The sequence below is a fragment of the Nostoc sp. genome, assembly GCF_036917455.1.
In the GTDB taxonomy this organism is placed as follows: domain Bacteria; phylum Cyanobacteriota; class Cyanobacteriia; order Cyanobacteriales; family Nostocaceae; genus Nostoc.
This window is the reverse complement of sequence record NZ_JBALDK010000061.1, coordinates 13,941-27,940: the sequence shown is the minus strand read 5'-3', so window position 1 is coordinate 27,940 and position 14,000 is coordinate 13,941. Positions and strand designations below refer to the sequence as shown.

The 14,000-nt window shown below is 42.5% G+C and carries 7 protein-coding genes; all 7 read left to right on the top strand.

Going from position 1 to position 14,000, the window contains the following annotated elements; genetic code table 11:
- Window positions 1-946: ATP-binding protein (locus tag V7K42_RS06915; protein ID WP_334914746.1), on the top strand; the 946-nt coding region annotated here is incomplete at its 5' end.
- A gap of 304 nt (window positions 947-1,250) precedes the next feature.
- Window positions 1,251-3,872, top strand: a complete 2,622-nt coding sequence (locus V7K42_RS06910; RefSeq protein WP_334914744.1) for an ATP-binding protein — start codon at window positions 1,251-1,253, stop codon at window positions 3,870-3,872.
- A gap of 141 nt (window positions 3,873-4,013) precedes the next feature.
- Window positions 4,014-6,737, top strand: coding sequence for a CHAT domain-containing protein (locus V7K42_RS06905; RefSeq protein WP_442938532.1), 2,724 nt, complete (start codon window positions 4,014-4,016; stop codon window positions 6,735-6,737).
- Between the two features lie 136 nt (window positions 6,738-6,873).
- Window positions 6,874-7,842, top strand: coding sequence for a DUF1822 family protein (locus V7K42_RS06900; RefSeq protein WP_334914740.1), 969 nt, complete (start codon window positions 6,874-6,876; stop codon window positions 7,840-7,842).
- A 170-nt stretch (window positions 7,843-8,012) separates the two neighbouring features.
- Window positions 8,013-10,349 (top strand): CHASE2 domain-containing protein, encoded by a 2,337-nt coding sequence (locus V7K42_RS06895; protein WP_334914738.1) that lies wholly within the window; start codon window positions 8,013-8,015, stop codon window positions 10,347-10,349.
- Between the two features lie 314 nt (window positions 10,350-10,663).
- Complete coding sequence (locus V7K42_RS06890) at window positions 10,664-11,491, top strand: DUF928 domain-containing protein (protein WP_334914736.1); 828 nt, start codon at window positions 10,664-10,666, stop codon at window positions 11,489-11,491.
- A 986-nt stretch (window positions 11,492-12,477) separates the two neighbouring features.
- A complete protein-coding gene (locus V7K42_RS06885; RefSeq protein WP_334914748.1) occupies window positions 12,478-13,929 on the top strand; it encodes a glycoside hydrolase 100 family protein in 1,452 nt (483 codons plus the stop codon).
- Window positions 13,930-14,000: the final 71 nt, after the last annotated feature.

Sequence of the window (14,000 nt, the reverse complement as noted above, 5' to 3'; positions counted from 1 at the left end):
TGCCAAACCATATACTGAACAATATTTAAAAGAAATAGGTAAAAGTTTAAACGATAAGATTAAAAGAGTATTAAATATAGACGATCTTGATAAAAGAAATTTGAGGGAAGAACTTGAAAATTTTTTTGAGAGAAATTACAATGACCATACTAAAAAACTCTCTTATACCACTGCGCCAGAACCAGATTATACTACTTCTCCAGAGTTACCTAATAATACTGTATCTGAGCTAAATCAAAATCCCTTCATTCCTTTTAGTGGCAGAGTAGAAGAAAAGTATCTATTTTTTGACCGAGAGCGCGAAATCCGGCGAATATTTGAGGTACTAAATAGTGGTAGTAGTATCGTTTTAATTGGGGAAGAGGGAATCGGCAAATCTTCGCTGCTATGGATGATTAACCAACAGGCGAGAAATTTTCTCAAAAGTGAACGTCAGCCAGTTTTCTTAGACTTGAATTTACTTCATAATGAAAGTCAATTTTATAGTGATTTGTGCTACGAGATTGGTATACCCGAAAGTAAAGACTATCAGTTAACCCGCAATTTGCGAAATCATAAAATACTACTGGCTCTAGACAATGTAGGAAAGCTTACAGGCGAAGGTTTTACTCGCAACATAAGGGATTATTTGCGCGGTTTAGCTGAAGGAAGTAATGCTCCGTTGAAGCTGATTTTAGCGGCCACCGAATCTCTGAACAACCTTTTTAAGGATAGTCAGGAGCAAGGTAATACTTCTCCGTTGGCAGGTATTTGCCAAGAGGAACATATTCATTCTTGGGATGAAGCTACTATGCGTGCTTTTATTACCAACCGTCTAGCTAGAACTTCAGTGAGTTTTACTGAACATGAAATCATCCAACTCATCCAAGAAAGTGGCGGACATCCTCGTAAACTGATGCAATTGTGTTACCGAATTTATTCGCGGTATGTGGAAAGTTTGCAATGAATTACAAGGCTTTGACCTCTCCCCCAACTCCTGCCCTAGGAGGGGCTATGGTGTACACACAAGTTATCGAATTACCCCACCCTAACCCTCCCCTTGGAAAGGGGAGGGAACTAGATTTTCTTATTTCCCCCCTTTCCAAGGGGGGATTAAGGGGGGTAAAACCCGGATCTCAAAGTAACTCCGATTTGTGTGTACACAGTAGCCTACAAGGGGAGGGGAGCAAGATTACTCCTATTCCCCCTTCCGTCATAAACAAGGGGGCTGGAGGATTAGGTTCTTCACAGGCGAAGATGGAGGTTGAATAATGACCCCAGTACCCCGCTTAGACTTAGCGCCCAAGTTGAAGCGTCGCCTCTCTCTATGGAACCCCCTAGATTATCTGCGCCTTTTATATTGGGTGTTTTTCTTTCCCCAAGCTTTGCGGTGGTATGTGGACAGATTCGGGGGTGGGTATATTCCTGAAGAGGAAATGAATTGGCGGAAAGGATGGGAGTTATTGCAACAAAATGCTATCCAACGTCATTTACTTTTTCAAGGATTAGTTTTAACAGTAGTTACACCTCTAACTATAGGTCTAATTTTTCAGGTAGCAAACATTCCCGTTAACTGGTTTGGCATGGCGTTCGGCGTGGCGTTCGGCGTGGCATTTGACGTAGCAGTAGGTGTAGCGTTTGGCATAGCATTTGGTGTAGTGAGAGGTGTACCAGTAGGTGTGGCAATAGGTATGGCGTTTGGTGTACCAATAGGCGTGGCTAGAAGTGTGGTGGTAGGTATAGCATTCGGCGTGGCATTCGTTGTAGCAGTGGGTGTGGCAAGAGGCGTAGCAGTAGGTGTAGCAAGAGGTGTAGCAGTAGGTGTGGCTTTTGGTGTAGCGGTAGGTGTGGTAACAACACGTGTGGAAATAGGAGTGGCTTTCGGTTTGGCTTTTGGCGTGGCAGTGCTACGACCTGAGAATTGGTTTATTGGCTCACTTTCAAATGTGCAAAGTATTCAAAATAATAGTTGCTTACTCTCCCGCATTACTCCCCTTCCCCTGCCTTATCTGAGTTTTCGTTTGCAGAATTGGTTACAAGAGGATTGGGAAACAGGTTTGCATAATGTTAATCAACTACTGACTAATACCCTGCAATTTATTCCTGTTGTGCAAGCAGTCAATAGGGTACTTGCCACAAGCTCATTAGAAAAAATTATTTGGCTTGTTTCTCAGTTGGCTGAAGTTCCTTTTGATTGGAATCTAGTGCGTTTTGCTTCAGCTTCTTTAGATGAACATCTCAAATCAGAGGCAATAGAAGGTTTCTCCTATTTGCCTCGTTCTTGGCGGGAAGGGTTTCAGGCTCATTTACTGATAGAAACCCGCTTAGACACCTCTGCTCGTGCTGCTGCTGCTGGTTTCTGGCATCTGCATGAAAAAGAACTGGTGAAAGCAGTAAAGGCTTTTACAGTAGTGCGTTCTCTTCTCTATGGCGAGGAAATGTATACTCTTGCCCAAACTTTAGCGGCGTTTGATAAAGCTCAAAAACCAGCCTCTATTGCTGCTATCCAAGTTCCTCCTTTTCCACAGGAACCGCTTTTACGTCCAATTACTTGGAAAATCCTTGCTAATTTGCATCGAGTTGTTGAGGATGTCCAGTTTGTTAACCGCAGCGTCTCACGTTCAGCCAGGTCTTTAGCTCTCAATCGAGCATTAGGCGAACTCGCAAAAATCCTAAATCAAGCTGACACCTTGCCGCAAGCAGAGCAAGGGTTAATCATAGATATCGCTCAAAGTTGGCAAAAAAGCCTTTTACAAATCGCTGGTGAAGTGGGAGAAATTTCCATCACCAAGCCTGTGGTTAATCCTTATGTTGTAGGCGACCCCGTTCAAGGTCATCTCTTTATTGGGCGAGAAGATATCATCAGACAGTTAGAAGAACTCTGGGTGATGGGTAATCAACTCCAGTCTGTAGTTCTCTACGGTCACAGGCGGATGGGTAAAACTTCTATTCTGCTTAACGCTACCAACTGTCTAGGCTCACAAATCCAGCTAGCTTACGTCAACTTGCTACGTTTGGGAGATAGCCCCCAAGGTGTGGGTGAAGTACTAATGGCAATTTGTGATGAAATTTCTCGAACTGTAAAACTTCCACCCCCAACTGACGCTGATTTACTAAATCTCCCCTACCGGACTTTTGAACGCTATTTGAAACAGGTTGAAGCAAACCTAGACGGTGGGTTAATCATTGCCTTAGACGAATTTGAGAAAATTGAAGATTTAATTGAAGCGAAAAAAATCCCTATCGACTTTATGGGTTTTTTGCGCGGTTTAGTGCAAATGAGTTCTAAAATCGCCTTTGCATTTGCTGGTTTGCACACTTTAGAAGAAATGACAGCAGATTATTTTCAACCCTTCTTTGCCAGCGTCATTCCTATTCATGTAGGCTTTCAAGAACGTGCAGCTACCCGCCAAATTCTCGCTAACCCAGGTAATGAAGACTTCCTACTCGACTACATTCCGGAAGCTTTAGATGAAATTTATGTTTTGACACATGGTCAACCATATTTAGTGCAACTACTGGGTTTTCAGCTAGTGCGCGGCTACAATGACTTTGTTTTTGAGCAAGGGCGATCGCGTGACCCAGTTTTCACAGTGGAAGATGTGGAAGCAGTTATCAATAACCCTGAGTTTTTCAAGCAGGGAAGCGGCTACTTCACAGGGGTTTGGGGTCAAGCGGTGCGGGGTGCAGATGGTCAGCAGGCAATTGTACAAGTGCTTGCACCTTACCCAGAAGGGCTAAGTCTGGATGCCTTAGCTGAGTCTACAGGTATGAACGACACCAATTTACAGCAAGCGCTGAATACTCTGAAGCGTCATGATGTCGTTGAGGAAATTCAGGGAAGCTGGCGGATTATGGTGGAACTGTTTCGCCGTTGGGTTTTGCAGCAGTAGAGTAGAGCGATCGCAAAAGCTATACTCCTAAGATTGTGAAAGCTCATGCATGAGTAATGGATGGGAATGGTAACATTACCCTAGTAGCCCAAACACTTACAGTAAATCCTGTGCGTTCCTGGTTATTACTTACCTATTGTCATGCTTATGACTAAAACAACTAGGATTTTTGCCGCGAATTCTGTAAAAGTTAAAAGGCAAAAGCAGCCTGGACATTGGAAGAAGAACCCGTTGGCTCACTTTTTACGTTTGCCTTTATACTTCCTGATGGCTTTGCTATGCATCCTTGGTTCACCCGTCCTGGCAAGGGTTCCTAGTTCAATTAATTCCTCATTTCAACTACCAATTAATAGCCTTACGTCACTGGCTGCGATCGCTGACCCTGACTCACTACTACAGCAAGGCAAAGTTTTATACGATGCAGGAAACTTTGCCAAGGCAATAGAAATGTTACAACAGGCTGTCCAAGTATACAAGCAACAAGGGGAGAGCATCAAGCTGGCAGTGACACTGAGTAATCTTTCCCTAGCTTACCAGCAACTTGGTGAATGGAGTCAGGCCCAGCAAGCAATTGCAGAGAGCTTGAATTTGCTCAAAGGACAGGATCAAAACCAAAATCTGCAAATATTTGCTCAAGCACTAGATATTAAAGGTCGTCTTCAACTGAGAATGGGACAGGCTGAGGAAGCTTTGGCAACTTGGCAGCATACAGAAGAAATTTATCGGCAAGCAGATAATCAAAGCGGTGTGGTGCGATCGCTAATCAATCAAGCACAAGCGTGGCGAACCCAAGGATTTTACCCCCGCGCAATCAAAACACTCGAACGCGTCAGTCAGACATTAAAATCTCAACCAGACTCTAGAGAAAAGACAGTGAGTTTGCGATCGCTCGGTGATACCCTTTTGGTAGCGGGCGATTTGAAAAAATCACGTCAGGCCTTAGAAGAAAGTCTGATGATTGCTCAACATTTGCACTCAAGCGCTGATATTGCCGCCAGTCTGTTCAGTCTGGGGAATCATGCCCGTCAACAACAGAATAAGCTACAAGCGATCGCCTATTATCAACAAACCGTTGCAGCATCTCCCCCACCCTTAATAAAAGTTCAAGCACAACTCAATCACCTCAGTCTACTCATTGAAGATAAACGATGGGCACAACTGCAAAGTCTCTTGCCGTTGATTGAATCACAACTCAAGCAACTCCCCCCTAGCCGTGCTAGTATTTATGCTCTTGTCAACTTTTCACAAAGTATGGCGAAAGTCAAGAGTGGAGTACTGCAAGCATCGAGCCAAAACTATTACTTGGGACTCAGCACTCACGAGTCAGCAGTATTGCTTGCCAGCGCCATTCAGAAATCTCGCAATTTAAATGACAAGCGGGCAGAAGCCTATGCACTGAAGAGTTTAGGCGGCTTGTACGAAGAAACTGGACAATGGTCAGAAGCGCAAGACCTTACCCGACAAGGGTTAGCTTTGGCACAGAGCAGCAATGCACCAGAAATTACCTATACCTTGGAGTGGCAGTTAGGTAGATTGCTGCGGGTACAAAAAGATATTAATGGTGCGATCGCAGCCTATGACGCTGCTGTGGAAACTCTCCAGTCTCTCCGCAAAGATTTAGTAGTCAATAAAGATGTAGCAAACCAGGATCTGCAATTCAACTTCCGGGACAGTGTAGAACCCGTCTACCGAGAGTCAGTAGAGTTACTGCTGAAATCTCAACAAGGAAAATCAGATCAAAAAATCTTAGAGAAAGCCCGCCAACGGATTGAAGCACTCCAACTAGCAGAATTGGACGACTTCTTCCGGGAAGCTTGCCTACAAGGTCAGAAAGTAGCCCTCGATCGAGTAGTAGACAAAGATAATCCCACGGCTGCCATCCTTTATCCGATTATTCTTGAAAACGAACTCCAGGTAATTGTCAAAATTCCCAAACAACCTCTGCAAAGCTACACTACTCCCATTTCTCGCACAGCAGTAGAAAAACTCTCAGTAGACCTGCGAAAAAATCTTGTCAATCCCACCGCTACCAAAATCATCCAAACCCAGGCGCATCAAGTTTACAACTGGCTGCTTCAACCCATTGAATCACAATTGCAAAAAAGTAAAGTAGATACCCTAGTGTTTGTCCTAGATGGCCCCTTACGCAATTTACCAATGGCAGCTCTTTATGATGGTGAAAAATATTTGGTAGAGAAATATGCAATTGCCCTGAGTGTGGGGCTACAACTCCTCGACCCTAAACCATTGGTAAAACAGCAGCTAAGAGCGCTAACCGCAGGATTGACTAAGCCGCCACCAGGTTTTTCCAAATTTGCACCGTTGCTAGCAATCAAATCTGAATTTAACAGCATTACCAAAGCAGGAGTCTCAACAACTAGCCTAATAGATGGAGATTTTAAGAAAAAGAATTTAGAAAGTCAAATTAGTGCCACTTCATTCAACATAGTGCATTTAGCAACCCACGGTCAGTTTAGTTCCCGCCTTGAAGACACTTTTATTTTGGATTTTGATGGTCAGATTAATGTTAAAGATTTTGATACTCTCTTTCGCAGTCAGGGAAAAACCATAGTAGAGCTATTAGTTTTGAGTGCTTGCCAGACAGCAGCAGGAGACACCCGTGCAACACTCGGTCTAGCAGGAGCAGCTGTCCGAGCTGGCGCACGCAGTACCATAGCTTCCCTGTGGCAGATTGATGATGAATCGACAGCAATGTTTGTTGGTGCCTTCTATCAAGAACTTAAGACTGGCAAAATCTCCAAAGCCGAAGCTGTCCACCGTGCCCAGCTAAAACTACTAAAACATCCTAACTACAAAGCACCAAGCTTTTGGTCTGCCTACGTATTAATTGGCAACTGGTTGTAATTTGCGAATTGAGTATTGGGCATTGCTAACTTTCGCCATTGCCCATTCCCAATTTCCTAATTCTTATTTTGTGGCATAAATTTATTGAATGCAGATGATATGTACATAGCAGCATCGATCAACTAGAGACTAACTTATGAGTAACTACACTTATCAGCTAGACGATTTCGCTTTAAAATTGCCGATTTCCCAATCAGCTCGGAGAACTGCCCAAGAATTTGCTAACCAACAGCCAAATTCTGAAAAAGCAGAGCAAGTTCGGCTGAATACGCTAGCTGTATGGGTGGTGAATGACTACTTAGAAATGATGGATATTCCTACTGACCTCCACGCTGGCGACAGCTGGAACTCCATTATGCGCCTCTGTGGAAATGTAGCTGACTTAGCAGTGCCCTCAGTTGGTCGTCTGGAATGTCGCCCCGTCCATCTGCATCAGCAGATATGTTCCATTCCTCCAGAAACTTGGGAAGAACGGGTGGGTTATTTAGTAGTTCAATTTGATGAATCGCTCCAAGAAGCCAACCTGCTTGGTTTTATTCCTAGTATCGCCACTGAAACATTGCCTTTAGAACAACTGCAACCATTGGAAGCCTTTATCGACCACCTGAGTGAGCTGCGCCAATCCTCAGTTAGTTCACTCGTCAATTTAAGTCAGTGGTTTGCTGGTATATTTGAAGCAGGTTGGCAGACTATTGAATCCCTGTGGAATGTGCCCGAACTCAGACCAACTTATACCTTTCGCAGTACTGAAACTGTGGAACTCAATGCCCTCAATAGACCAGAATCAATTACTAAACGCGCAAAACTGATTGATTTGGGTATCCAAATTCTGAACCAACCTGTGATGTTGATTGTGGAAATCAGCCCAGAAAAGGATCGACAAACCAGTATTCATCTCCAATTGCACGCCACTGGGAATCAAATCTACCTACCGGCCGGAGTTCATCTCACTGTTCTAGATAGTTCAGGAGAAGTGTTTCTAGACGCTCAATCGAGAAAATTAGACAACTATATTCAGTTGCAGTTTCGTGGTGAACCTACAGAGCAATTTAGCGTTAGGGTAGCAATAAATGATACTAGCATTACCGAAAATTTTAGAATTTGAAACATCTACCTATCTTCCCTGTTTGTCGGTAATTTATTACGTGGTAATTGGTTAATTAAAAATTCCAGGCGGCTTTTGGAGGGTTTTAAAAAAGTCTGTGAATGCTTGTTTAGTTTGCGATCGGGCATTAGATACAGGGCATGATTTTGCACAGGGAGATAGCGACAGTCATGGGTAAGTTAGTAGTTCTGAAATTCGGAGAGGGTAGTTTTGAGCAAGGGTTTGCTGTCACCCTCCAAATTGGTGAAGAACACGAGCGGGCTACAACAGAAATCACGGGGAAGCTACCTGCATTTCCTGAAATGCCGCTCTATTACAGTCATTGGCAGTCTAGTTATCGGCAGATAGGCAATCGTTATCGCCTCCATGCAGACAAAATGCAGGTGACGAATGTATCGATGATTCAAGACTGCGAAAACACTTCCCATATCTTGCGGGCACGCTTTAATACCTGGTTACGAGCAGAAGAGTTTCGCCCTTTGAGAGAAAAATGGTTAGAAAGATTGTTGTCCACCGAAGAAGTGCGAGTGATTTTGCAAACAGAAAATAGCCAATTGCAGCTATTACCCTGGCATTTGTGGGATTTGTTAGAACGCTACCCCAAGGCTGAAATCGCCCTTTCCTCACCATCTTACGATCGCATTCACAAGCCACGTACTTTAAATCCATTAGTCAATATTTTGGCAATTGTAGGCAATAGTCAGGGGATTGACACCCAGGCAGATAGAGCTTTACTGGAACAGTGTAGTAACGCAGATGTCAGTTTTCTGGTAGAACCACAACGTAAAGAATTAACTGAGCAGCTTTGGGGAAAAAACTGGGATATTCTCTTTTTTGCAGGACACAGTTCTAGTAACAAAAATGGAGAAAGCGGACGAATTTACCTGAATAAAACTGATAGTCTGACCATTGGCGAATTAAAGTACGCTCTGAGGAAAGCCATTGAAAATGGTTTGCAACTAGCTATATTCAACTCTTGTGATGGATTGGGATTGGCGCGAGAATTGGCTGATTTGCAAATACCTCAGATGATTGTCATGCGCGAACCAGTTCCAGATCAGGTTGCGAAGGAATTCTTAAAGTATTTTCTCCAAGGCTTTGCTGGTGGCGAGTCTTTATATCAAGCGGTACGCCAAGCGCGAGAACGATTGCAAGGACTTGAAGATCGATTTCCCTGTGCAACTTGGCTACCAATGATTTGCCAAAATCCAGCCCAGACACCACCCACTTGGGATAAATTATGGTCTACAACAAAACCTAAAGAGAAACCGAATTTAGCTTTGTCTACCAGACGCAGATTAACGATCACCTTGTTATCCAGTTTGGCGATTACAGGCTTGGTTTTTGGGGTGAGATGGGTGGGTTGGTTGGAAAGTCTAGAAATTCCTATCTTTGACCAGATGATGCGATCGCGCCCAACAGAGGGACTAGATTCGCACATACTAGTAATCACAATTGACGATAGCGATCTGGCAATTCAAAGACAAAATAATGAGTCCTTGATTGGAGCTTCCATTTCCGAAAAATCTCTCAATAAAGTCCTGGAAAAACTGAATCAATACCAACCCCGTGCGATCGGCTTGGATATTTACCGTGATTTTCCAGCCAAACAACCAGATTTAATTACTAGTCTTCAACAAACTCCGAATTTGGTTGGCGTATGTAAAGGAAGTGATAGCAGAGCAAATATTACAGGTATTAAGCCGCCACCAGAAATCCCCGAAATAAATCTGGGATTTAGTGACTTTATTCACGATCCTGATGGAGTTATTCGTCGCCATCTCCTGTTCATGAACCAGGAGCCGACATCGTTGTGTCCTGCTACCTTTGCATTCAGTCTACAACTAGCCTCCTTGTATCTGCGCCCTTCAGGAATTCAACCAAAGTTCACCCCTGAAGGGAATTTGCAACTCGGTAAAACTATTTTTCCGAGTCTGAAGTCTCGCTCTGGCGGCTATCACGATATTGATGCTAATGGCGGACAAATCTTACTTAACTACCGTTCTCCAAAACAGATAGCCCAACAGGTGAAGCTAACCCAATTTTTAGCTAGTCCAATTAACCCCAGTGCGATTAAAGACAAAATTGTTTTGATTGGTGTGACAGCAAAAGGGGATTCTCAAGACACCTGGGCTACACCTTATGGCGCTCCTTTAGATGAGCAAATGCCAGGAGTGTTAGTACAAGCCCAGATGATTAGCCAGATCCTCAGTGCTGTGCAGGATGGGCGGCCGTTACTGCGGGTTTGGTCGCTGTGGTCTGAGGTGGTCTGGATTTGGGGTTGGTCTTTGGTAGGGGGAGTTTGGGCTTGGCAAAAGCTTTCCTTGCCTTGGTTGGCATTGGGAGTCAGTATTACCTCTGGTGTTCTTTATATAGTCTGCTTTAGTCTGTTAATTTCAGGTGCTTGGGTACCATTTATCCCATCGATTTTATCGCTGGTAGCCACAGTTAGCCTGATGTCAATTTATAACTCAGCAACGAAAGTGCGGGTGGAAAGTGGTAAATAGGGAATGGGAAATAGTTAACAATTCAAAATTCAAAATTCAAAATTTAAGACAATTTCAGGCGGGGATTTAAACCCTACTGGGGCTACCTGTAGAGGTAGGGGTCTTAAGCTATTGTGTTTTTAATTTGCACATTGAGACAGCAGAGGAGCAGAGGGGCAGAGGAGAGGGTTTACAGGTTTTACCTAAAAGATTATGAGGCAACTTGTAGGCGCGACAGCTTAAACCCTTTTATTTACGATAAAGATTTTTTGATTAAATTTTTGGATAATCAGCAGATAAATCTACAAGACTTACATAGTTGAGGAAGGATTTTTATGAAGTCAAATTCACAACCGATAAAACTGTTTATATTAGTAGTTTTTAGCTGCACCAGTTTACTAGTCAGCCTGACTCCAGTAGTGGCGAAACCAACTCTTGTTTCTTCACCTAGCGTAGGCGCAGCCCGCTACAGGCATCCCTCTGATGCTAAAACTATCCTTGCTCAAGCTACAACCTATAATCAACCCGCACTTCCACCCGGTCCCCCTCCTGGAGGTCGCGTTCGTGGTGGAGCGAAGCGTAGCATAGGTGGATGTCCAATTACTAAACATGACCTGACTGCTTTAGTGTCCTTTACTGAAGCTAACTCAGTAATCAATGTCTGGGGAAATACAACAGTAGAACACCCAAGTTGGTTTTTCTATGTGCCATATACCAAAGATTTGCCCTATGCAGTTGAATTTGTGCTGCAAGATCGGGACTCTAACGAGATTTATAAAAAAGCGATCGCTCTACCAGAAAAACCAGGAGTCATCCGTGTTTCTTTGCCTACCACTGCTCCTGCTTTGGAAATAAACAAACAATATCGCTGGTTTTTCACCATTAACTGTGACCAAGAAAAGAATTCTCCCCCAACTTTTGTCGAAGGGGTAATAACAAGAGTCGAACTCAATCCCATCATAGTCAAAGAACTACAAACAACAGAACTTCTAAAGCGCTATGCTATTTATGCCCAAAACGGTATATGGTATGACGCACTGACCACACTGGCTCAACTGCGCCAGAAAAATCCTAAAGATGCAGCACTGCAAACAGAGTGGCAGAATTTGCTAGGCAGCACCCATTTAGATGATATTGCAGCAGAACAGATTTTCTCTGAGTAACCTTAGCTCAACTTTGTCTATTTTTTCACAACAGTATTAATTAGTCTACGCTCTGGGTAATAAGGCTACTTAGACGTTGAATGAACAAGTTTTTCACTGTTACTTTAGACACTTTTAGATCCCCCCTAACCCCCCGATCAATTGGGGGGAACTGGAATCAAAGTCCCCCAATTGATCGGGGGATTTAGGGGGATCTAGAATTTTTGATACCGACAAGAGGACTTTTCAAACATCCTCTTAGATAAACTTATAGGACTTTACGACCAAAATCTAATTATTACAGGATGCGCTACGAAAGTTACGCGAAGGAACAAGCCACTCCAGAGCAATATCATCCTGACGCTAACAATTCTGCTTAGTCTTAGCCAGTCGTAGACATTACAAAAGCTTCAATGCAAGCAATTAATCAAGCTTATAAACAATTCCAGGAGCAGTTAAGCGCTTACAAGTGTTCAGCAGGGTAAAAGATATAACTCTTCAGAGGTATTGACATCTTCACTTTTTAAAGTGTCTATCTTGCATATTCTGAAAAAAAGTTATAAATTATTATGATATAGGGGAATAATCTGATCTCTTAGTGTCAAAAACTAATCCGGCTCAAGCAAATATACTGTAACCAGTTTTAACTTCACACAAACCCTAAACAGCACTGAAGATATATTTTTGTTTGGTAAAGCAAAGATTCTGGGTATGAAACAGAACAAAAAATAATCTAAAAATATATCTTGCGTGACTGTTTTAATAATCATATTACTACTTACGGTGGAGAAAATTATAATTCACCAAAAGAGGAATCGATTATAAATAAATTAACTAGCAATAAAACTGCATAAATGTCAGCAGATTTATTCATTGTTAGTTGATTAATTTTCTCCAAATTATATTTGCTATTCAAAGAATCGTTTTTGTTATGCTGAGAATAGCAAAAATAAGAAATGAATCCGCATCTACCACAAATTCACAACCCGAATGGAGTTATTTTGGCGATGCACCTAAACGAATTGGAAACTAATGAAAATTTAAAAGAAGTGGATGAAGCATGGCAAACGCTAGAAAAATCAGTTCTCTACTATCAAGGTCGCCCCGTTGGTACGGTAGCCGCTTATGATGCATCTGTAGAGGCACTCAATTATGACCAGTGCTTTGTTCGGGATTTTGTTTCTTCCGCTCTAATTTTTCTGATCAAAGGTAGAACAGATATTGTTCGTAATTTCTTAGAAGAAACCTTAAAGTTACAGCCTAAAGAAAAGGCATTAAATGCTTACAAACCAGGACGAGGATTAATACCAGCTAGCTTCAAAGTTGTATCAGACAATGGGCAAGAATATCTAGAAGCAGACTTTGGCGAACATGCGATCGCTAGAGTTACACCAGTAGATTCTTGTTTATGGTGGATTATTTTATTGCGTGCTTATGTAGTCGCTACAGAAGATTTTTCTCTGGCTTATCAACCTGAATTTCAAAATGGAATCAGGTTAATCATGGAAATCTGCTTGGCGAATCGTTTTGATATGTACCCAACGCTGTTGGTTCCAGATGGTGCTTGTATGATTGACCGTCGGATGGGCATTTATGGACATCCTTTAGAACTGCAAGTTCTTTTTTACACTGCATTGCGTGCATCTCGTGAACTACTAATTTGCCAAGGAAATTCTGATATTGTTGCAGCCATCGATAACCGCTTACCTCTTTTATGCGCTCATATTCGCCAGCATTATTGGATAGATATTCATCGCCTGAATGAAATTTATCGCTTCAAAAGTGAAGAATATGGCAAGGGTGCTGTTAATCTGTTCAACATATATGTAGATTCTGTTCCCTATTATGAATTAGATAAGTGGCTGCCAAAAAAAGGTGGTTATTTAGCAGGTAATGTCGGACCGTCGCAGCTAGATACTCGCTTCTTTTCACTCGGAAACTTAATGGCGATTATTTCCGACTTAGCCACCGAAGAACAGTCACAAGCAATTATGACTCTCATTGAGAAACGATGGGATGATTTGGTGGGAGATATGCCGATGAAAATTTGTTTCCCAGCTTTAGAGCATGAAGAATACAGAATTGTAACTGGATGTGACCCCAAAAATATCCCCTGGTCGTATCATAATGCTGGTAGTTGGCCAGTTTTAATGTGGATGTTGACAGCTGCGGCTGTGAAAACTAACAAAATAAGTCTTGCACAAAAGGCTATTGAAACTGCCCAAGGACGACTCAGTACAGATCAATGGCCAGAATATTACGACGGTAAGAAAGGGCGATTGATTGGCAAACAAGCCAGAAAATATCAGACTTGGACAATTACTGGATTCTTATTGGCAAAAGAACTGATGGCAAACCCCACTTATTTACCATTAATCAGCTTTGGTAAATTACCAGCAGAACAGGTATCGAGAGCATGTGAGCTTGAAATCGCTAGTGTAGATCCGTATATGCAATAATTCGTAATTTCTAATTTGTAATTCGTAATTAAAGACCAATACAGTTCAATTAAGCATTATTTTCTTCTCTT